This is a genomic window from Sphingomonas sp. GW822-FHT03G08 (assembly GCF_058801135.1).
Genome location: NZ_JBXAMZ010000002.1, coordinates 417,853 through 438,553, shown reverse-complemented (window position 1 = coordinate 438,553; position 20,701 = coordinate 417,853). Strand labels below are relative to the sequence as shown.

The 20,701-nt window shown below is 67.7% G+C and carries 15 protein-coding genes; 10 read left to right on the top strand and 5 right to left on the bottom strand.

Annotated features, from left to right (window positions below; translation table 11 throughout):
- Positions 1–6: 6 nt before the first annotated feature.
- The gene (locus AC1RJ5_RS19490) at positions 7–1,722 is read right to left on the bottom strand and encodes a M61 family metallopeptidase (protein ID WP_493115199.1); all 1,716 of its coding nucleotides are present in this window, start codon (positions 1,720–1,722) and stop codon (positions 7–9) included.
- 87 nt (positions 1,723–1,809) lie between these two features.
- The gene (locus tag AC1RJ5_RS19485) at positions 1,810–2,316 is read right to left on the bottom strand and encodes an Lrp/AsnC family transcriptional regulator (protein WP_493115197.1); all 507 of its coding nucleotides are present in this window, start codon (positions 2,314–2,316) and stop codon (positions 1,810–1,812) included.
- Between the two features lie 143 nt (positions 2,317–2,459).
- Here AC1RJ5_RS19485 and AC1RJ5_RS19480 point away from each other — a divergent pair, with 143 nt between their 5' ends.
- Together AC1RJ5_RS19480 and AC1RJ5_RS19475 are read left to right on the top strand one after the other, a co-directional pair.
- Positions 2,460–3,650 carry an aromatic amino acid transaminase gene (locus AC1RJ5_RS19480; protein ID WP_493115195.1) on the top strand — a complete coding sequence of 397 codons (1,191 nt, stop codon included), beginning with the start codon at positions 2,460–2,462 and terminating at the stop codon, positions 3,648–3,650.
- Positions 3,647–4,570, top strand: coding sequence for a DMT family transporter (locus AC1RJ5_RS19475; protein WP_493115193.1), 924 nt, complete (start codon positions 3,647–3,649; stop codon positions 4,568–4,570). Before AC1RJ5_RS19480 ends, AC1RJ5_RS19475 begins: the two co-directional genes overlap by 4 nt.
- Here the strand turns inward: AC1RJ5_RS19475 and AC1RJ5_RS19470 are convergent.
- Positions 4,550–5,023 (bottom strand): Lrp/AsnC family transcriptional regulator, encoded by a 474-nt coding sequence (locus AC1RJ5_RS19470; protein ID WP_183998663.1) that lies wholly within the window; start codon positions 5,021–5,023, stop codon positions 4,550–4,552. The genes AC1RJ5_RS19475 and AC1RJ5_RS19470 overlap by 21 nt on opposite strands.
- 128 nt (positions 5,024–5,151) lie before the next feature.
- Between AC1RJ5_RS19470 and AC1RJ5_RS19465 the strand changes: the two genes are divergently transcribed.
- The 3 genes from AC1RJ5_RS19465 to AC1RJ5_RS19455 are packed head-to-tail and all read left to right on the top strand — an operon-like array spanning position 5,152 to position 8,889.
- The gene (locus AC1RJ5_RS19465; RefSeq protein ID WP_269576294.1) at positions 5,152–6,105 is read left to right on the top strand and encodes an ornithine cyclodeaminase family protein; all 954 of its coding nucleotides are present in this window, start codon (positions 5,152–5,154) and stop codon (positions 6,103–6,105) included.
- Positions 6,105–8,180, top strand: coding sequence for an amidohydrolase family protein (locus tag AC1RJ5_RS19460; protein WP_493115190.1), 2,076 nt, complete (start codon positions 6,105–6,107; stop codon positions 8,178–8,180). The genes AC1RJ5_RS19465 and AC1RJ5_RS19460 overlap by 1 nt, the downstream gene beginning before the upstream one ends.
- Positions 8,181–8,226: 46 nt before the next feature.
- Positions 8,227–8,889 (top strand): hypothetical protein, encoded by a 663-nt coding sequence (locus tag AC1RJ5_RS19455; protein ID WP_493115188.1) that lies wholly within the window; start codon positions 8,227–8,229, stop codon positions 8,887–8,889.
- Here AC1RJ5_RS19455 and AC1RJ5_RS19450 read toward each other — a convergent pair whose 3' ends face one another.
- Together AC1RJ5_RS19450 and AC1RJ5_RS19445 are read right to left on the bottom strand one after the other, a co-directional pair.
- Positions 8,890–10,401, bottom strand: a complete 1,512-nt coding sequence (locus AC1RJ5_RS19450; protein ID WP_269576297.1) for a S10 family serine carboxypeptidase-like protein — start codon at positions 10,399–10,401, stop codon at positions 8,890–8,892.
- 11 nt (positions 10,402–10,412) lie between these two features.
- Entirely contained in the window at positions 10,413–11,645 is a 1,233-nt protein-coding gene (locus AC1RJ5_RS19445) for an aminotransferase class V-fold PLP-dependent enzyme (RefSeq protein WP_269576298.1), read from the bottom strand.
- Between the two features lie 314 nt (positions 11,646–11,959).
- Here AC1RJ5_RS19445 and AC1RJ5_RS19440 point away from each other — a divergent pair, with 314 nt between their 5' ends.
- The 5 genes from AC1RJ5_RS19440 to AC1RJ5_RS19420 all read left to right on the top strand — a co-directional run bounded on the left by AC1RJ5_RS19440 (position 11,960) and on the right by AC1RJ5_RS19420 (position 20,673).
- A complete protein-coding gene (locus AC1RJ5_RS19440; RefSeq protein ID WP_493115186.1) occupies positions 11,960–13,375 on the top strand; it encodes a S10 family serine carboxypeptidase-like protein in 1,416 nt (471 codons plus the stop codon).
- Between the two features lie 166 nt (positions 13,376–13,541).
- Positions 13,542–16,592 (top strand): TonB-dependent receptor domain-containing protein, encoded by a 3,051-nt coding sequence (locus AC1RJ5_RS19435; protein WP_493115184.1) that lies wholly within the window; start codon positions 13,542–13,544, stop codon positions 16,590–16,592.
- A 177-nt stretch (positions 16,593–16,769) separates the two neighbouring features.
- Positions 16,770–17,879: a pyridoxal phosphate-dependent aminotransferase gene (locus tag AC1RJ5_RS19430; RefSeq protein WP_493115182.1), complete on the top strand. Its 1,110-nt coding sequence runs from the start codon at positions 16,770–16,772 to the stop codon at positions 17,877–17,879.
- Between the two features lie 2 nt (positions 17,880–17,881).
- On the top strand, positions 17,882–19,342 hold the full coding sequence (locus tag AC1RJ5_RS19425; RefSeq protein ID WP_493115180.1) for a S10 family serine carboxypeptidase-like protein: 1,461 nt from the start codon (positions 17,882–17,884) through the stop codon (positions 19,340–19,342).
- The gene (locus tag AC1RJ5_RS19420; RefSeq protein WP_493115177.1) at positions 19,339–20,673 is read left to right on the top strand and encodes an APC family permease; all 1,335 of its coding nucleotides are present in this window, start codon (positions 19,339–19,341) and stop codon (positions 20,671–20,673) included. The genes AC1RJ5_RS19425 and AC1RJ5_RS19420 overlap by 4 nt, the downstream gene beginning before the upstream one ends.
- Positions 20,674–20,701: the final 28 nt, after the last annotated feature.

Sequence of the window (20,701 nt, the reverse complement as noted above, 5' to 3'; positions counted from 1 at the left end):
CCTGCCTCACTTGCCGGCGACGCGCTCCCATTGCCAGGCGGCGACGGTTTCGCCGCGCGGCAGGTAGCGGATCGACAGCGTCTCGGCGCCGCGCTTCACTTCGAGCGTGAGCATCAGGGTCTGGTCGCCCTGCAGGCCGTCCTGCGAGAAGGTGTTGAGGATCTCGTCGCCATTGCGCAGGCCGGCCTTCTCGGCTTCCGAGCCCGCGATCAGACCCTTCACCAGCTTGGGGCGAACGGTCAGCGAGGCGGGATCAAAGCCGAGATCGAACCGGCGCAGCGGGCGCGAGACGCGGCGGAAGCCGGGGCCAAAGGCATCGGACGGCGGGGTGACCGTGCCGCCGGCGAGCATCGCGTCGAGATCGGCGACGCCCCTGGCGCCAAGCTGCTGCCTGAGCAGCGAACGCCACAGCGCCTCGTTCATCGGCTTGCCGGCCTGGCGCGCCGCCAGCATCGTCCGCACCATGTCATCGAGGCTGCGCTTGCCGGCCGAAGCCTTGCGCACCGCGGCGTCAAGCGCGGCGAAATAGAGCGAGCCGCGGTCATAGGGCAGCACGCGGATGCGGGTGTCCTTCCAGAAACCGCCCGGGATCTCAGAGTTCGGCACGTTGATCTTGATGTTGGTGTAATAGCGCGCGGCGGTCTCGTTGAGGTCGGCCAGGAATTCGTCGGCGGTTATCATCCCGGCGCGATAGGGCAGCATGCGCTGGTAATGCACGGCCAGCCCTTCGCCGAACCAGGACCGGTCGAGCCCACCCGCTGAGTCCATCGATTCATCTAGCGAGCGCACCCAGCTGTGCAGCATCTCGTGCGCGAGCAGCGACTTGAGGTCGTCGGGCTTCGACGTGTGGTTGAAGGTGAAGGCGAAGCTGTCGGTCAGGCCGATGCCGCTGCCCGGGTTGCGGACATTGGTGCGCCCGAACACGCCGAAGCTGGGCGGCATGTACCCGAAGAACTTGCCGTAGAAGCGATGAAGGTCGCCCGCCCAGTGCATCAGCGGGTCCATCGCGAAAGGCGGCGTGCCCTGCCAGGCGGCGAAGAAGCCGTCGCCACCGGCCTGGAACACGCCGGGCTTGCCCGCCAGGTAATAGACCGAGGACAGGCGCGATGCGGGCAGCGGCTCGCTGCTGGTAACGTCGCCGACGCCGAAGCTGGAGACACCGATGCCGCCCGGGCCATAAGCGGCGAAGTCCCAGTGGATCTTCGCGCGGCGGGCGGTCTCGTCGGCGGGGAGGATCACGAACGCATTGGCGGCGGCGGAGAAGCCGTCCAGCTCGGTGCGCATCTCATATTGCGGCAGCGCGAGCGGCGGCGCGGCGGCATCGATCGGCACGCGGTAGCGGATAGTCACGGCACCATCGATCGCGCGGGGCGCCTGCCAGATACGGGTGCGGTTCGAGCCGTCTTCCTCGACATCCTTGACCGTGGCGGCGATCGTGCCGGCGGCGTCGGTGATCGCCAGGCCCTGCACGTCCTTGCCGCTGGTGACCACGGTGTTGGCTACCAGCGCAAGCTTGAACAGGTCTTCCCCGGCCTTGCGGTGCACGCCCTGTGTAACCACCGTCACATCGACATAGGGGATGTTGTGCGCGGCGTCGGGCGCGGAGGGCGCGATGGTGATCGCCAGTTCGGGCACGGGCTCGGCGCCCCCCCCACTGCTCGCCGAAACCGGCACCAGTGCAATGGCCATTGCCAGGACAGTGTTTCGGGCAATCTTGGTCATGAATTCTCCTCCGCTGCCCCGATCCTATCGGCTGGAGCCGCGAAAATTTCTGCGATCTCCCGCCGCAGAGCCGCCCCCGCACATGATTTATGCGTGGTCGGGGGCCTGCCCGACCGATTGCCGCGCGAACCGGACCGGCAGCGCCGTGCTGCTCTTGAGGTTTTCCAGCACGATGCTGGAGCGCGCCGTCGCCACTTCGGGAGCGACCAGCAGCTCGCTGACCAGGAAGCTGTTGAAGCTCGCCAGGTCCCGCGTGGCCACCTTGAGGATGATGTCCGCCTCCCCGGTCAGCGCCTGGCATTCGAGCACTTCATCCATGGCGGTAATGCGCTGGTGGAAGGTCTCCAGCCACCCGGGCTCGTGCGAACGCAGGCTCAGCAACACATAGGCGCTCACGCCGATCCCCAGCTTTTCCGCATCCAGCACGCCCGCCACCCGCGCCAGATAACCGGCCTCGCGCAGCTGATGCATCCGGCGCGAGCATTGCGAGGCGGAGAGGTGCACACGCTCGCTCATCTCTACCGGACCAATGTCGCCCTGTACCTGCCATTGCTCGAGGATACGGAGATCGAAGCTGTCGAGTTCGCGCGCCATTCCGCGATCCTGCATCAAATTTGCGCGAACTGCCACATCCATACATCGATGATGCAATATCCACGAAAAGGCCGACCATTTCGCACGCACTTTGGCGCGCCACCCCCGTATTTTGCAGCGCAATAAACAAAAGGGGTCTCACCATGTCGTTCGATACGCTTGCGCTCCAGCCCGCCGATCCGCTGCTGAAGATCATCGGCGCCTTTCGCCGCGATACCCGCACCGAAAAGATCGACCTGGGCGTCGGGGTATTCCGCGATGAGGACGGCAACACGCCGGTGATGCGCGCGGTGAAACTGGCCGAGGAGAAGCTGCTGCGCGAGCAGCAGAGCAAGTCCTATCTGGGCCCCGAAGGCGATATCGGCTTCGTCGAGCGGCTGGCGGACAAGGTGCTGGGCAATGCCGTGCCCGTCGAGCGGCGCCATGGGCTGCAGACGCCGGGGGGCACGGGCGCGCTGCGCCTCGCCGCCGAACTGCTCGCCAAGGCCGGGGTGCGCCGCATCTGGGTCGCCGCGCCGAGCTGGGCGAACCACGCCCCGGTATTCCTCGCAACCGGGATCGAGCCGCGCTTCATCGAGTGCTTCAGCATCGCCGCGCAGCATCTCGACCTCGCCTATTTCCTTGAGGAGCTGGATGGCGCGACACCTGGCGACGCGGTGCTGCTGCACGGCTGCTGCCACAACCCGATGGGGATCGATCCCGGCCCGCTCGGCTGGCAGGCGATCACAGAGGTGGTGGTGCGCCGCGGCCTGTTGCCGCTGGTTGACCTCGCCTATCAGGGATTGGGCGAGGGTTTCTGCGAAGACTCGCTCGGCACCCGCATATTGCTGGCAGCAGCACCGTTCGGCCTGCTCGCTTATTCCTGCGACAAGAATTTCGGCCTCTATCGCGAGCGCGTCGGCGCGCTGTGGGTGACCGCACCCGATGCAGAGCAGGGCGCGATCGCCCATTCCAACCTCCTCGCGCTCGCCCGCGCCAACTGGTCGATGCCGCCCGATCACGGCGCTGCCGTCGTCCGCGTGATCCTGGAGGATGCCGAACTCACCCGGATCTGGCGCGAGGAGCTGGATATGGTGCGCGAGCGGCTTGCCGGGCTGCGCCGGGCGCTGGCATCCGAAGGACGGATCGGCAAGGTCGACCTGACCCAGATCGCCCGTGGCAAGGGCATGTTCGCCACGCTGCCGCTCAGCCGCACCCAGATCGACTGGCTGCGCGACGAGCATGCGATCTACCTGGCGGGTTCCGGCCGGATCAACATCGCTGGCTTCACCCTGCCCACCATCGCCCGCTTTTGCGACGCGCTTCGCGCATTGGACCGCGCGGGCGTGGCATGACCGGAGCGAACCTGACCACGCGCGCCGGGACGCGATCGTCCAACGCACGCTGGTCGCTGTGGAACAGCCCCTATCTCCTGCTCACGCTGGCGGCATCGCTCTGGGCAAGCAACTTCGTGCTCGGCCGGGCGATACCGCACGGCATGGCACCGGTGAGCATCTCCTTCTGGCGCTGGACACTGGCGGTGCCCTTCACCCTGCCCTTCGCCTTCCCCTATCTGGCGCGCGACTGGCCGCTGATCCGCCGGGGCTGGCCGGTGCTGCTGCTTCTCGCCGGGCTCGGCCTCGCCGGCAGCAACACCCTCGCCTATTACGCGGTGCGGGTGACCGGGGCGACACCGGCGCTGCTGGTGCAATCGGCGATCCCGATCGCGATCATCGGCCTGGGCTTTCTGTTCTTCGGCGAGCGCCCTGCGGCACGCCAGCTGGGTGCCATGGCCTTCGCGCTGGCCGGAGTGCTCTGCGTCATCCTCGGCAAGCCGGGCACCTCGGGCAGCCTCAACATGGGTACCCTGCTCGCCTGCGCGGCGATGCTCTCCCAGTCGCTCTACGCCACGCTGCTGCGCAAGCGCCCGCGCGTGCATCCGGCGAGCTTCCTGTTCCTGACCTTTGCAGGCGCCGCGCTGCTGATGCTGCCCTTCCAGCTTGCGATAGGGACGCCGCTACCGCTCAAGGACGCGAGCGGGTTCGCCGCACTGCTCTACCTCGCACTCGGGCCGTCGATCCTCGCCTTCTTCCTGTTCAACCGCGGGGTGGCGCTGGTCGGATCGGCGCGGGCAGGGCTGTTCTTCTATCTGATGCCGGTGTTCGGCACGATCTTCGCCGGTATCTTCCTGCACGAGAGCATCGGCGCGGTCGAACTCGCCGGCTTCCTGCTGGTCGGTGCCGGCTTCGCCCTGTCAGCGCGACGGCAGCGGTAAGCGGTGGCTGCACTTCATCTCGGATAACGTCGCCACCGATCGGATATCCTCGACGCCGGGCAGGCGCAGAAGCGTGCGGAAGGTGAAATTCTGATACCAGGCCATGCTCGGCGCCAGCACCTTCAGCATCACGTCCATCTCACCGAACAGCGTATAGGCCTCGGTGATCTCGGGGATTTCCTCCACCGCGCGCATGAAGCGCTCGCGGCCCTCGTCGCTCAGCCGGCCCATCTTGAGCTGGGCGAAGATGTACATGCTCTCGCCGAACTTCTCGCGATCGAGGATCGCGACCTGCGCCTTGATATAGCCTTCCTCGCGCAGCCGCTGGATCCGGCGCCAGCAGGGCGATTGCGACAGCCCCACCCGCTCGGCGATCTCGCTGGAGGACTCGGAGGCGTCGATCTGCAGCCGCTCCAGGATCTTGATGTCCATCCGGTCGAGATTGTCCGCCATATTTATGCGCCTCCCCGGCGAAAATTGGATCATATTCTCGCGAACGCTAAATTACAGTGCGATGACAGGCAAGCGTTTGCGGGGTCGCCGACTTATCCTGCCTGCAAGGTTCGACGGGAGGACGAGGCATGAAGCGCGAGCAGCTGGCGATTTTCGACGGCCAGTATGTGCGCGATCACCTGAGCTATCCCGACTGCATCCGCGTCGTCCGCGACGCGATGGAGGCGCTGTCCGCGGGCACCACCCGCCAGCTCCTCCGCACGATGATCCCCCTGGGCTCGGGTCGCACCTTTGCCCAAATGCCCGGAGCGCTCGGCGAGCGCGAGATGTTCGGCGCAAAGATGATAAGCGTCTTCGCCGATCCCAGTTCGCCGGGCCTCCGCCGGCATCGCGGTGTCGTGCTGCTGTTCGAGCCGGACGAAGGCGAGCCGGTCGCGATCGCCGATGCCGAGGAGATCACCCATATCCGCACCGCGGCGGCCACCGCGGTCGCCACCGATGCACTCGCTCGCGCCGATGCCCGCACGCTGCTGATCGTCGGCACCGGCGGCCAGGCGCGCACCCATCTGCGCGCGCTACCGCTGGTCCGCGCCTTCGACCGCGTGCATATTTGGGGTCGCTCGTTCGACAAGGCGGTGAGCCTCGCCGCCGAGTTCGCCGCGATCGGCGCCGAAGCGGTCTCCGACCTCGAAGCCGCCACCAGCCGGGCCGACGTGATCTGCACGCTCACCACCTCGGCCGAGCCGGTGATCCTCGGCGCCTGGCTGCGCCCCGGCACGCACGTCAACCTGGTCGGATCGAGCGGCCCGGGTCCGGTCGAGGCCGACAATGCGCTGGTCGCCATGAGCCGCTATATCGCTGACAGCCGCGCCTCCGCGCTGGACGCCGCCGCCGAGTTCCTGGTGGCGAAGCAGGCCGGCGTGGTGACGGACGACCATATCGTCGCGGAGATAGGCGAAGTCCTGCTCGGCCGCGTCCCCGGCCGCCGAAGCGCCGATGAGATCACCCTCTACAAGTCGTTGGGCCATGCCGTGCAGGACCTGGCCGTTGCCGCCCATCTCTACCGGAGCTCGCTCAGCTGATGTCGCCCACCCTTTTGCGTGCCGCTCTTCTCGCCTCCACCCTCTTCACCGTCACACCCGCGCTTGCCCAGCATGAGCGGCTGAGCGTGATCGCCAATGGCGAGAAGGTCGGCTTCGTCGATGCGGACCAGCAGGGCAGCAACGTCACGATCAAATATGACGTAAAGAACAATGGCCGCGGCCCGACCATGTCGGAGACGATCGCGCTGGGTACCGACGGCCTACCGGTGCGCTGGGCACTGGACGGCAAATCGACCTTTGGCGGCGATGTCCATGAGAGCTTCACCCGCGAGGGCGGCACCGCGCGCTGGACTGACTCGATGGGCGAGCGCACCGCCCCCGTCACTGGCGCCGGCCTGTATATCGGGCAGAATGCCAGCCCCTGGGCGCTCGGCCTTTATGCCCGTGCCCTGCTCAAGCGCGCGGACGGCACGCTGCCGGCAATGCCCGGAGGGCAGCTGCGCATCGAGAAGCTGGGGCCGGCGAAGATCGGCACCGCGACCTATCAGGCCTATGCGATCAGCGGCATCGACCTCTCGCCCGAGATGATCCTGCTCGACGGCCAGCAACGGCTGTTCGCGGTGCTCGACACCGGCGGCGCGGTGGTGCGCGAGGGCCATGAGGCGGAGGTGCCGGCGCTGGCAAAGCTGGCGACCGCGCTGACCGCGAAGCGCTATGCCGCGCTCCAGCAGCGCTTCGCCCACAGGATCGACGCGCCGGTGCGCATCCGCAACGTCCGCGTCTTCGATCCGGCCTCGGGCAAGCTCGGCGATCCGGTCTCGGTGCTGTTCGCCGAGGGACGGATCACCGGCATCCAGCCGTTCGACGCCCCCGCCTCGCCCGGCGAGGCGACGATCGAGGGCAATGGCGGCACGTTGCTGCCCGGCCTGCACGACATGCATGCGCATATCGGGCTGGAATCGGCGATGCTCTATATCGCCGCCGGCGTCACCTCGGTGCGCGACATGGGCAATGACAATGTCTTCCTGCCCCAGCTGATCCGCCAGATCGATGCGGGCGAAGTCGCCGGGCCGCGGATCGTGCCCAATGGCTTCCTGGAGGGCCGCAGCCCCTATTCGGCGCGGCTGGGCGTGGTTGCCGACAGCGAGAGCGCGGCGATCGACGCCGTCCGCTGGTATGCCGCGCGCGGCTATTGGCAGGTAAAGATCTACAACAGCATGAACCCGGCCTGGGTGCCCGCCATCGCCAAAGAGGCGCACCGGCTCGGCATGGGCGTGACCGGGCACATCCCGGCCTTCACCAATGCCGATGCGATGATCGCGGCGGGCTATAACGAAGTCACCCATATCAACCAGCTGATGCTCGGCTGGGTGCTCGATCCCAAGGAGGATACCCGCACCCCGCTGCGCCTGACCGCGATGCGGCGCACGGCCGGGCTCGATCTCGCTTCGGCAAAGGTGAGCAAGACGGTGGACGCGATGGTCGCCGGTCATGTCGCGCATGATCCGACCGCGGTGACGCTCGAGCTGCTGATGCTCAGCCGCAATGGCGCGCCCAGCCCCTCGGTCGCCAGCTATATCGATCACCTGCCGATCGGCCTGCAGCGCCGCCGCCGCCAGGCGATCGCGCCGATCGCCGGGCCGGAGGATGCCGCCGCCTATGACGGCGCGATGGTCAAGGTGAAGCAGCTGCTCAAGCTGCTCCACGATCGCGGCATCACGCTCCTGCCCGGAACCGACGACCAGACCGGGCTGTCGGTGCACCGCGAGCTGGAAATCTATGGCGAGGCGGGCATCCCGATCCCCGAGGTGCTGCGCCTCGGCACGCTGACGCCCGAAGTCTATATGGGCCGCGACCAGGAGCTGGGCTCGATCGCGCGTGGCAAGCGCGCCGACTTACTGCTGCTGCCCGGTGATCCTACGAAGGATCTGCGCGAGCTGCACCGCATCGCGATGGTGGTGAAGGGCGGGACGATCTATTTCCCCTCGGAAATCTATCCGGCCTTCGGGGTGAAGCCGTTCGTGGACGCGCCAAAGATCACCCGTCCGGCGGCGGCGCCCAAGGCAGCGGGCAGCGGCCCGTCGCATGACGTGGCGGACGAGTTCCTGTTCTGATCGAGCTGGCTTGACGCCCCGGGCGCGGGATGATCGAACCACCGGCGTGAGTACCGATTCCCCCGAACCCGAAGCGCCCGTGGATCAGAAGAGTGAGGAACGCGCGGCCGAGGCCGCCGCGATCCGTCGCCGCTGGATAACCTTGGGCGAAGTGCTGGCGGTGGTTGCCGTCATCATCTCCGCGCTGACCCTCTGGAACAACTGGAGCGAGCGCAGCGACAGCAAGGCTGCGGAGAGTGCGAGTGCCGAGCGTGCCTCCGCCCGCGCCGGCACGCTGGTGCTGGTCGCGGCCGATTCCGGCGAGCGGGTGCTGGTGCTCAAGCCGTCTTCGGCCGACCAGACCGTCCAGAGCCAGAAGATCGCCTTCCCCTCGCCGCTGGGCATCGCCGCGGTGGAGACCACCGGCGAGCCGCGGATCGACGTGAAATGGTTCGACGAGGCGCTGAAAAAGGCGCGCAACGCGGCCAGGCTGCCCGACAACAGTCGCGGCGACGAGCGCCTGCCGGTGCTGGTCACCACCCAGTTCCTGGTGAATGGCGAGCCGCATTCGGACAGCGCGCTCTACGATGTCGGCTACACGATCTCGGGCAAGCTGCTCGGCGGCCACAGCGTCACGCTGCGCGGCATTTCCTTCATCGCCACCGCGAAGGGCAAGAGCGCGGCGGCGAAACTGGACGAACGCTGGAAGGCGAACTTCCCCGCCCGGTGACTACGGCTTGGCGGCAACGACCTGCGCGACAAAGGCGTGCAGGTCCGCACTGAGCGCCGCCAGCCCTTCCTCGTCCTCGAACACCGAATGCCCGGCGGCATAGTGATGCGCCGCGACGCGGTCCATCGACACACCCGCCTGCTCGAGCGCGAACTGCCCGGCATAGACCGGCGTAGTGATGTCGTAATAGCCACCGCCGGTGAAACCGCGCAGGCTCGGCTTGGCGTCCATCGCCGCCTTCAGATATTGCGCGAAGGACATGGAGCGGTAGCTGCCGCCATATTCCTTGTCCCAGTTCCACTTGAAGTTGATGCCCAGATTGAGGCTGCGATAGGGGCTGGGCAGCGCATAGGCGAGCTCAGTCTTGAGATAGGTCTCGATCAGCTGCGCCGAGCTGGCGCCGAGCGTCATCGAGGGATCGTCGAAGGGGGGGCGGAGCTTGGATTCGGCGATCGCCCGGGTTGCTCGGCCGTCTAGCTGGCCGGTGCGGAGGCCCTTGGCGGCCAGCAGGTTCAGCATGAAGTCGTAATTGTCGAGCCGCAGGTTCTTCTCTTCGAGGAGCGAAACCGGCAGGCCGGTGAGGGCTGCCATTCGCGTTGCGACTTGCCGGCGGGCCTCAGGGGAGAGATTCGAACCCTTGAGGAGGGCCAGTGCATAATCGCCCTGCGCGAAGGCCAGAGCCTCCGCATAAAACTGCTCGACGCTGCGCCCGCCGCGATCGATCGCCTGGTGATACCAGGCCACCGCAGCCAGGGTCGGCAGCTTGACCACGTCCGAAATCACCGGCCCGTCGCTGTCGCCGATCGCCAGCGAGAGCAACGCGACACCATCAGGCAGCGCCTTCTTCGCCTTGCTGGTCTCGTTCAACACCGCAAGCGCCCGCGAGGTTCCATAGCTTTCACCGACCAGCACCACCGGCGAACCCGTGCGCCCGTTCGCCGCCAGCCAGCGCTCGATCATCAGCGCCACCCCACGCGCATCGCCGCCGACGCCCCAATAGCCCGAAGCATCCTTGTCCTTGAGCGGCATGCTCGCGCCCGTCCCCACCGGATCGATGAACACCAGGTCGGCGGCGTCGAGCAGGCTGAAGCGATTGTCCTCGAGATGCGCCGCATCGCCCTTGCCCACGATCCGGCGCGGGCCGAGCGCCTGCATGTGCAGCGGCGAGGACGAGGCGCCCGGGCCGCCGTTGAACACGAACAGCACCGGCCGCTTCGTCGCATCGCCCTTCACATCCGCGAGATAGCCATAGCTGACCGCCACCGCGACCGGCGTGCCGTCCGCCCCCGGCATCGGCAGCTCGGTGACGACGGCGCGATAGGCGAGCTTCTTGCCGCCGATCATCGCGGCATGCTGCGTCGTCACCACCCGGTCGCTGGCGGCATCGCGCGGGACCATCGGCTCCATCGCGCGCATGAAGGCCGGCGGCATCGGCGCATTGCCGTCCTGCGCATGAACGGCAACGGGGCTGACGGCAGCGAGCAGCAGGGCGACAGACAAAGCACGGCGCATCAGGGGGCCTTTCAGGAAATGCGGGGAAGCGCGGCGAGCAGGCGCTCGATATCGTCCAGGTCGTTGAAGACGGACGGACAGACACGGAAACGGTTGCGCGACAGAGTGATCTGCACCTTTGCCGCCTTCAGCGGATCGGAGAGCTTCGCATAGGCGCCCTCCAGCGCGCAGGTGAGCAGCGGGGTGCGGCTGCCGGCCGGGGTGACGATCGTATAGCCGCGCTCGGCGAGCCCCTTGCGCAGCCGCGCCATCAGCGGCTGGCGATGCGCGACGATGCGATCGACGCCGAGCTTGAGGATATAGTCGAGCGACCAGTCGAGCTGCGCGACCACGGTGTGCGAATGGGTGCCGCCGGCGAACAGCCCCTCCATGTCCGGACGGGGCGCGACATCGGCGATCGTCTCGCCCGGCGGATCGAAGGGATAGACGTGCGGCGCGAACTTCGCGAGCTGGTAATAGCCATAGCGGGTGCGCTTGAGCCGGTCGTGCAGGTCGGCGCGGGCATAGAGGAAGCCCAGCCCGAAATCGCCCATCAGCCATTTGTAGCTGGCGGTCGCGGCGAAATCGACATTGGTGGCGCGCACGTCGATCGGGATCGTGCCGGCGGCGTGGATGATGTCGGCATAGACGAGCGCGCCGCGGGCATGGGCGATCTCGCACACGCGCTTCAGGTCATGCTCGAAGCCATTGTACGTCGACACCAGCGACAGCGCGACCAGCCGCGTGCCCGGGGTGATCGCCTTTTCCATTGCCTCGACCGAGATGCGATTGTCGATGGGCTTCACCCAGGCGACATCGACGCCCTGCTTCGCCAGCTCCTGATAGAGGTAGAAGGAACCGAAGAAGTGCAGCGTGTCGGTGACGATCCGCCCGCCGGCGCGCGGGAAATCGAGCGCGTCGATGACGAGCTGCTCGCCCGCCGTGGTGCTCTGGACGAAGGCGATCTCCTCGGGCGCGGCGTTGATGAGTTTGGCGAAGCTCGCCTTGACCCGGGTTTCGACCGCATCGGTGGGATAATGGCCATCGGTGGTGGCGCGCTGATCGAGATAGGCGCGCACCGCGTCGCGGGCGCCGAGCGGGATCGGGTGCATCGTCCCCGAATCCAGATAGGGCCCGGGCATCGGCGCAAAGCTCGCCTTGTCGGGCAGCGGCGTGGAGGCCCCTGCAGCGGAGGCAGCCTGCACGACCAGCGGCGCGGCGCCCGCCCCTGCCAGGATTTCGCGCCGTGTGACGCCCGATCGCATGCCCCGCCTTCCCCTGTTCGAATTGCCGATCAGCTTAGCGCCGGTTGCGCGAATAGTTTTTGCCGATTTTCACGGGCTATCACAGCGAAGCCGATCCCGTGCCTCCCCGCAAACTCGCCATGTTGCGCATAAAAATTCCCCACGAGCCCGGATAGGATGGATCGAACCTCTCTTCGTCATCCTCGCGAAGGCGGAGATCCATTCTGGCTGGCTGCGATGTGCCTCACTGCGTTCAGCGACTATGGATCCCCGCCTTCGCGGGGATGACGGAGGAAGAGAGGGATGCCGGGGGTTCGGCAAAGGGAGTAAAGCCGATGAAGGTTCGAGCACTGACTTGCGCGATGCTGCTGGCCGGTGGCGCGCTGATGCCGATCGCCGCCAGCGCGAAGACCTGCACCGGCGACGCGGTAGAGACGCAGCACAGCGCCCGGATCGGTGGCAAGACGCTGCGCTATATCGCCTGTGCCGGCACGCTGCCGGTGCGCAACCTGCGCGGCGAAGTGCGCGGGCGGATCTTCTACACCGCCTATCTGGTGCCCGGCGGCAAGCCGCGCCCGCTCGCCTTTGTGTGGAATGGCGGCCCCGGCGCGGATTCGCGCACGCTCCAGTTCCACGCGGTCGGCCCGCGCATCCTCAAGCAGGGCAAGCTGGTGGACAATGAAGCGAGCCCGCTCGGGGTGAGCGATCTCGTGTTCGTCGACCCGGTGGGCACCGGGTTCAGCAAGGCCGACGATCCCGCCCATGCCGCCGACTTCTACGGCACCAATGCCGATATCGCCTCGGTCGCCGGCTTCGTCACCGATTTCCGTACCGCCTATCGCCGCACCGGTTCGGCGCTCTACCTCGCCGGCGAGAGCTTCGGGACGTGGCGCGCCGCCGGGGTGGCCGAGCGGCTGATCGACGCCAAGGTGCCGGTGGCCGGCATCGCGCTGATCTCCGGCGGCATCCCGCTGGGCGACCTGCCCGACCGCAACCGGCTGCGCGCGCTGTCGCTGGTCAACCGCACCGCCACCGCGCATGCGCTGGGCAAGCTCGCGCCCGAGCTGCAGGCCGACCAGCCGCGCGCGCTGGCCGAGGCGCGACGCTGGGCCGAGAAGGTCTATGCCCCTGCCCTGGCGGCGCCCGATGCACTCTCCGCCGAGGACCGCGCCCGAGTGATCGCCGCGCTTGCCCGCTTCCAGGGGCTCGATCCCGCGACGATCGACGCCAAGACTCTGTGGGTCTCGCCGCGCGCCTTCCGCACCGGGCTGATCGCGGGCGACACGCTGGGCCTGTTCGACATGCGCAAGACCGGAGCGCCCGAGGACGAGAGCGCCGATGGCCGGACCGTGCTCGACTATTATCGCACCGCGCTGAACTATCGCACCGGCAGCTATGCCGGGATCGATGCGCCGGAAAGCGATGCCGGCAGCCAGTGGCAATATGACCAGGCGCCGATCACTCCGGACTCGCTCGCCCGCGCCCGTGCCGGCGAAGGGCCGCCCAGTCCTTCCCAGCCCTGGACGCTGCGCGCGATGGAGAAGGCCCCGCGCCTGCGCGCCTGGGTGGCGACCGGCCTGTATGACTCGCTGAACAGCTGCGCCGGCAACGAAGCGGTGGCGGCGGAACTGCCCCGGGCCGTCTCCGCCCGGTTCACCCTGCGCTGCTATGCCGGCGGGCACATGATGTATGAGGATCCGCGCGAGACGCTGCGTTTCGGCAAGGATCTCGCAGCCTTCCTGCGACCCTGAGCATAAATCTTGCGCTCACCCGCCCAGACATTGCGAATTTGTTTCATATTTTTCGCTCCCGGGCGTGGCTTCGGCAAAAAATTCCGCGCCGCCCGCCTATTCTGATGCGGATCCGGGAAAGAGCCGCACAGGCCACCGGAACGCATTTCAGGGAGCAAGGGGTAGCATGACAAACACACATACCCGCATCGCGCGCCGGCTGATGGCATCGACGGCGCTGTTCACCGCCATGGCCGCAATGCCGGCACTGGCACAGCAGGCCGCGCCGCAGGACACCGGCGCAAGCGAAGCCGGCGAGCCGATCATCGTCACCGGTTCGCGCATCCGCCGCCCGGAATCGGACAATGCCGCGCCGGTCTCCGTGATCGGCCAGCAGGCAGTGATCGATCGCGGCTATACCAGCGCCGCCGACGCGCTGAACGACCTGCCCTCCAACGTTCCGGTGCTCAACCAGGCCGACGGATCGGGCGAGGCGAGCGGATCGGGCATCCAGGCGCCGAACCTGTTCGGCCTGGGCGCCGGGCGCACGCTGACCCTGGTCAATGGCCGCCGCATGGTCACCAGCAGCTCGGGCATCGGCGATCCCGGCGGCGTGGGCGACGCGCAGGTCGATTCCAACATCATCCCGCTCGGCCTGCTCGAGCGCGTCGAAGTCTATCAGGGCGGCGGCGCCGCCGTGTACGGCTCGGACGCGATCGCGGGCGTGGTCAACTATATCCTCAAGAGCGACTTCACCGGGCTGGTGCTCGACGGGCAGACCGGCATCTCGGGCCGCGGCGATTACGCCACCTACAGCCTGCGCGGCACCGCCGGAACCAACTTCGCCGGCGGCCGCGGCAATGTCGCGATCGATGTGGGCTGGTCCAAGTCGCCGATCCTGCGCTTCTCGGATCGCCCGCTGTCCAATCTCGGCCGCCTGACCGTGAGCAACTCGGCCGATACCGGCCCGAGCGACGGCATCCCTTCGGTGAAGGAGATCTTCAACGCCGCCTTCTGGCCGTTCAACGGCAATGGCGTGATCTTCACCCGCCCGGCGCCGCCGCCCAACTTCCTGGCGCGCAACGCCAGCGGCAGCGCGCTGCAGTTCGATTCCGCGGGCAATGTCGTCGCCTACAACACCGGCACGATCCAGGGCATTCCCTTCGCCTCGGGCGGCGACGGCTTCGCCTACCAGGAGCTGGCCGGCCTGCGCACCGGCGTGGAGCGCTACACCGCCAACCTGATCGGCCATTACGACCTGACCGATCGCATGAAGATCTCGACCGAGCTGCTGTTCGCACGCACCACCGGCAGCGAGATCCCGCAGGGCAACAGCCGCACCACGCTGAACGCCGGCACCTATGCCGGGCCGATCGCCTTCACGATCAACAACGGCTTCCTGACCGCCCAGGCCAAGGCGGCGCTGAGCGCGATCTCGCCGACCTTCGCCGCCGGCGCGCCGCTGTACCTGTCCAAGTATTTCTACGACCTGGTGCCGGACGCCACCCGCACCACCACCACCGACACCTATCGCGCGCTCGTCACGCTCGACGGCGACTTCGATATCGGGGCGCGCAACTTCTACTGGTCGGTCTCGGGCAGCTATGGCCGGGTCGAGGGCAAGCAGCGCACCTGGGAAGTGATCAACAGCCGCTACAACAACGCGATCAACGCGGTGCTGAGCGGCGGCAAGGTGGTCTGCGCGATCAATGCCGATGCCATCACGACCAACGACGATGCGAGCTGCGCCCCGATCAATCCGTTCGGCCGCGGCAATGTGAGCCAGGCGGCGCGCGACTATGTGAGCACCCGCGCGGGCATGGACTGGACCAACGAGCAGGTCGACCTGCTCGCGACGCTGGGCGGCTCGCTGTTCAGCCTGCCGATGGGCGATGTCGCGTTCAGCACCGCCTATGAGCATCGCGACGAGAAGGCGCGCTTCTCGCCGCTCGCCGCCAATTTGCAGGGAACCTTCGGCGACGGATCGACCCAGATCGCCCAGTCCGGCGGCTACAATACCGACGAGCTTTCGGCCGAGCTTTCGATCCCGCTGATCGGCAAGGGCTTTACCCTGCCGCTGGTCAAGGCGCTCGAGCTGAAGGGCGCGTTCCGCTATGTCGACAACTCGCTCGCCGGCAGCGAGAATGTGTGGGACGTCGGGCTGCGCTGGGAAGTGACCAGTGGGCTGACCCTGCGCGGCTCGCGCAGCCGAAACTTCCGCGCGCCGACGCTGACCCAGTTGCTCGCGCCGACCTCGAGCGGGCTCGGCTCGGTGGGCTTCGATCCCTGCGATGCCGACCGGATCAACAGCGGGCCCAATCCGGCGGCGCGCCGGGCCAACTGCCTGGCGCTGTTCGCCGCCAACCCCGGCTATGGCGTCGATCCCGACGGCACCGGCGCGGGGCTGAGCGCCGCCCAGCGGCTCGCCCGCTTCCAGGATCCGGCCGAGAATTTCAGCATCGCGACGATCACCAGCGGCGGCAATACCGGCCTGCGCAACGAGATCTCGGACACGCTGACCTATGGCTTCGTGTTCCAGCCGCGCTTCGTGCCCGGGCTGACGGTGAGCGCCGACCGCGTCCAGATCGATCTGAAGGACGGCCTGTCGCCCTTCACGACCGAGGATTTCATGGCGGCCTGCTATGACGAGGCGAGCCCGGACGCGGCGGTGTGCAGCGCCTTCTCGCGCATCGCCAATCCGAGCGCGACGGCGATCGGCGGCTCGGTGCTGACCGGCACCACCACCACCTTCAACGCGGGCGTGATCAAGTATCGCGGCGAGACCTACATGATCGACTATCGCTTCGCGCTGGCCGATGTGTTCGGCGGCGGCGATATCGGCAAGCTCGGGCTGCGCGCGGTGGCGACGCACAATGCGCTGCTGACGCGGTCGGTGACCGGCACGACCTTCACGCGGACCGACGACACCTATCTCAGCCCGAAATGGGTGGGGCAGTTCAACGCGGTCTATGAGAATGGGCCGTTCCGGCTGACCTATCAGCTCGATTATCGCGGCCGCACCCGCTCGGCGGCGAACGCGACGATCGAGACGACGCCGACGCCGATGCTGAGCGCCAATGTGGTCCACAGCATCTCGACGCAGTACGATCTCGGCAATTTCGCGCTGCGCGCCGGCGTGGACAACTTCACCGACAAGGCACCGTCCTACCCGCAGATCGCCTATGGCGACATTCTCGGGCGGCGCTTCTTCGTCGGCGCTACCATCAAGCTCAAGTGATCCCTCGGCCGCCCGGCACAATGCCGGGCGGCACCCCACAGGCTTGACCCCAGGCACGGACGGAAAACGAACCAGAACATGAACCGGCCGGAATTTACCGACCTTTCCCCCGCGGCCCTGGGCGAAGCGGATATCCCTGGCGCCGGGGCGCCGGTTGGGGAATCCTATTCGCATTGGGTGCGCCGGGTGATCCGCGCCGTCCGTTCGGAGCGCAATTTGCTGGTGAGCCTGTTCGACAGTTCCGTGCCGGAACCCTTCGACCTGCTGCGCCAGATCATCCTCGAAGGATTCTCGGAACCGATCACCTCGCGCTACACCAGCGCCTTCGCCAGCGGGAATCCCTATGTGGTGGAGCAACTCGCCCACCGCTACCAGGTGCCGGCGGAGCAGGTGCTGTGCACGACCGGCGCGACCGGCGCGCTGTCGCTGATCTACCGCGCGATGCTGGCGCCGGGCGACCGGGTGCTGGTGGAAAATCCCGGCTTCGACCTGTTCCACAAGATCGCCGAGACCCACGGCTTCGGCGTCGACCGCTTCGAGCGGCGCGGGGACCGGTTCACGATCGACCCCGACGAGCTCGCCGCGCGGATCGGCCCGCGGACAAGGCTGATCGTGCTATCCGACCTGCACAACCCCTCCGGCATGGCGCTGGACCGCGAGACCCTCATCGCGATCGGCAATATCGCCGAGGCGCGGGGGATCAGCGTGATCGTCGACGAGGTCTATGGCGACTATGTCGACGCGGCGCTGCGCCCGCTGCCCGCCGCCAGCCTGTCGCCCGCGCTGATCAGCGTGAGCAGCCTGACCAAGTCGCACGGGCTCAGCACGCTGCGCTGCGGCTGGATCGTCGGCGAGCCCGGCCGGATGGCGCGGATCCGCGCGCTGGCCGAGGAGATCGACTTCGGCGTCTCCAACCTCGCCCACGCCTTCGCCGCCCTGGTGCTCGAGCAGCCCAAGATGTTCGACGGCTATCGCAGCCGGATCATGTCGCGCGCGCGGCCGATCATCGAATCCTATCACCGCCACTGGCTCGACGAAGGACTGTTCGAAGGCGCCCTGCCCGATTTCGGCTGCATCGCCTTCCCCCGGCTGGTCGGCATCGAGGACAGCATCGCCTTTTCCGAATGGCTGGCGGACCGCTGCGGCGTGATCGTAGCACCCGGCGAGTATTTCGGCGCGCCGGGGCATATCCGCATCGGCTTCGCCCGGGCACCGGCGGAAGTGGACTATGGCCTGCAGGCCCTGACCGAAGGCCTGATCCGCTATCGGGAACAACAGGGAGGATGAGCATGCGGGGGAATATCAGGCGGCTGCTGGCCGGAACCGCGCTTGCCGCCGCCCTGCTGAGCGGCAACGCCGCGCTGGCACAGGTCCAGGCCCGCAGCGAGCAGGCGGTGAAGGTCGCCGGGAAGACCGTGAAGGTCGAGGCCGAGGTCGGGCTGGTGCCCGTCGCCAGCAAGCCGGGCAAGCAGGACGCGACCGCCGGATACATCTCCTATACCGGCCCGGCGCGCGCCGATCGGCCGGTGCTCTTCATCTTCAACGGCGGCCCGGGCGCCGCCTCGGCCTATCTCAACATGGGCGCGCTCGGCCCGATGCGCGCGCAGGTGCCGCAGGACCCGGCCGCGCCGCTGCCCGCCGACGCCAGTGTCTCGGCCAATCCTGCGACCCTGCTCGACCTTGCCGATCTCGTCTTCCTCGATCCGCCCGGCACCGGCTTCTCGAGCTTCGCCGAGGATGCCGATCGCGGCACCTACCAGTCGGTGAAGGGCGATACCGATGCGGTGGCGCAGGTCGCTTTGGCCTGGCTGGCCGCGCACGGCCGCACCGGCGCGCCGCTCTACATATTGGGCGAGAGCTATGGAACGATCCGCGCCGCCGCGATGGTCGAGGCGCTGCGCCTGCGCGACCCCGCGCTGCAGGTGCGCGGCGTGCTGCTGCTCGGCCAGGCGCTCAACATGATCGAGACGTCGCAGCGGCCGGACAATGTCATCACCTATCCGATCTCGCTGCCCACCCTCGCCGCCATCGCCTGCTACCACCACAAGCGCCCAACGGGCTGCGATCCCGCCAAGAGCGCCGCCGAGGCGACCGCGTTCGGACCTGTCTATCTCAACGCGCTGTTCCGCGGCGCGGCGCTCGACGCCGCCACCCGCGCCGAGATCGCGACCAAGCTCGAAGACCTGACCGGCATCCCGCGCGCCTATTACCTGGCGCACGACCTGCGCATCTCGAAGGAGCAGTTCCGCACCGAGCTGCTGCGCGCCGAAGGCAAGGTGCTCGGCCGCTACGACGCGCGCTACACCGCGCCGCGCCCCGCCAATGCCGGCGAGATCGTCGGCCCCGATGCTTTCTCGGCAGTCTCCGACCTGTACGGCAAGGCGGTGCTGGGCGAGCTCAAGCGGATCGGCGTCGCCGACCCCTCGGCCTACAAGGTGATCGCGCGCTTCCCCGGCGACTGGGCCTATGGCGCCGGCGATTCCCCGTTCAACGACTGGCCGTTCATGGCGCAGCTCGAGAAGAACATGGCCGATAACCCCAGGATGCGCCTGTTCGTCGGTACCGGGCTGTTCGACCTGACCACCACCGTGGGCGCCGCCGATTATCTGTTCGCCCAGTCCGCGCTTCCCGCCGAGCGCTACCGGAACGCGCGCTATCCCGCCGGCCATGTCGCCTATTCGGACGATGCGAGCTGGCAGAAGCTGGTCGCCGATATCCGCGCTTTCCTGATCGCGGGCGCCGCGCAGTGAGCGAGGGCGCGGGCGACGAGAAGCTGGCCAAGGGCATCGACCTTGGCGGCGTGATCGCGATGGGGCTGGGGACGGCGGTAGGCGTCTCGATCTTCTCGGCTATCGCCCCGGCCGCCGCGATCGCGGGACCGGCGATGCTGCTCTCGGCATTGATCGCCGCGCTGCCGATGTACCTGATCGCAGTCAGCTACGCCTTTCTCGGCTCGGCGCTGCCGGTGTCGGGCGCGTCCTTCGCCTGGCCTGCCCGCTTCCTGAGCCCGAACTGGGGCTTCTTCATCGCCTGGGCCCGGATCATCGCGAACATGGGGGCGATGGTGGTGCTGTCGCTGGTGCTGGTCCGCTACGCTTCGATGCTGGTGCCGCTGCCGGTGAAGCCGACCATGTTCCTGGCGCTGCTGCTGGCGCTGCTGCTCAACCTGTTCGGCGTCCATATCGCCACCCGCGCGCAGAAGATCCTGCTGACCGGCATGCTGATCCTGTTCGCGATCTTCGTGGCCTGGGGCGGCGCGACGGCGGTGAATTTCGACCATTTCGAGCCGATGTTCCCTGAGGGCTGGCAGGGGATGATCGCGGCAACCCCGCTGCTGATGGGGTTGTTCTTCGGCATCGAGGCAGCGACCGAAGCGGGCGCCGAAGTCGCCAACAGCCGGCGGACCATTCCGCTGGGCATCGCGCTGTCGATCGGATCGGCCACCCTGCTCTACCTCGCGGTCGGCTTCGTCGCGCTGGGCGTGCTCGGCGCACCGGCGCTGGGCGCGAGCCAGGCGCCGATCCTCGACGCCGCAAAGCAGTTCATGGGCCCGGTGGCGACGCCGCTGATCGTGCTCGCCGCGGTGCTTTCGATCGGCAAGTCGCTCAACGCGATGTTCGCGATGTTCAGCCGCAGCCTCTACGCGATGGGCACCGCCGGCATGCTCCCGGCCGCCTTTGCCCGGGTCCATCCGCGCTGGAAGACGCCCTATGTCGCGCTGATCGCCGTGTTCGCGATCGGCTGTGTCGGGCTGTTCCTGCCGATGGAGCTGACCTTCCTGTTCCTGGCGGTCAACATCCCCAACCTGCTCAAATATGCCAGCATCTGCCTGTCCGCCGCGCGCGTGACCGAGCGCCATCCCGAGCTGTACGCGGCCGCCGCGTTCAAGCTGGCCCCGGGCCCGATGCGGCTGGTTTCCTATGCGGGCACGCTCTGTGCGCTGGCGCTGATCCTGGTCGGCTTCGAAGCGGACTGGCGGCCCTATGCGCTGCTGGGCGGCTGGCTGGTGGTTGGGGTGGTGTTCCGCCTGGTCATGACGCGCGGGCGGCGCCCTGCCGCCCACCAGGACGTGGGCCCGTAAAGCGGACCGGTCGCTCACGCCCGGATAT

Excerpts from the sequence above, each read along its gene's own strand:
- AC1RJ5_RS19490 (WP_493115199.1), bottom strand. The coding sequence starts at position 1,722 with ATGACCAAGATTGCCCGAAACACTGTCCTGGCAATGGCCATTGCACTG.
- AC1RJ5_RS19485 (WP_493115197.1), bottom strand. The coding sequence starts at position 2,316 with ATGGCGCGCGAACTCGACAGCTTCGATCTCCGTATCCTCGAGCAATGG.
- AC1RJ5_RS19480 (WP_493115195.1), top strand. The coding sequence starts at position 2,460 with ATGTCGTTCGATACGCTTGCGCTCCAGCCCGCCGATCCGCTGCTGAAG.
- AC1RJ5_RS19475 (WP_493115193.1), top strand. The coding sequence starts at position 3,647 with ATGACCGGAGCGAACCTGACCACGCGCGCCGGGACGCGATCGTCCAAC.
- AC1RJ5_RS19470 (WP_183998663.1), bottom strand. The coding sequence starts at position 5,023 with ATGGCGGACAATCTCGACCGGATGGACATCAAGATCCTGGAGCGGCTG.
- AC1RJ5_RS19465 (WP_269576294.1), top strand. The coding sequence starts at position 5,152 with ATGAAGCGCGAGCAGCTGGCGATTTTCGACGGCCAGTATGTGCGCGAT.
- AC1RJ5_RS19460 (WP_493115190.1), top strand. The coding sequence starts at position 6,105 with ATGTCGCCCACCCTTTTGCGTGCCGCTCTTCTCGCCTCCACCCTCTTC.
- AC1RJ5_RS19450 (WP_269576297.1), bottom strand. The coding sequence starts at position 10,401 with ATGCGCCGTGCTTTGTCTGTCGCCCTGCTGCTCGCTGCCGTCAGCCCC.
- AC1RJ5_RS19445 (WP_269576298.1), bottom strand. The coding sequence starts at position 11,645 with ATGCGATCGGGCGTCACACGGCGCGAAATCCTGGCAGGGGCGGGCGCC.
- AC1RJ5_RS19440 (WP_493115186.1), top strand. The coding sequence starts at position 11,960 with ATGAAGGTTCGAGCACTGACTTGCGCGATGCTGCTGGCCGGTGGCGCG.
- AC1RJ5_RS19435 (WP_493115184.1), top strand. The coding sequence starts at position 13,542 with ATGACAAACACACATACCCGCATCGCGCGCCGGCTGATGGCATCGACG.
- AC1RJ5_RS19425 (WP_493115180.1), top strand. The coding sequence starts at position 17,882 with ATGCGGGGGAATATCAGGCGGCTGCTGGCCGGAACCGCGCTTGCCGCC.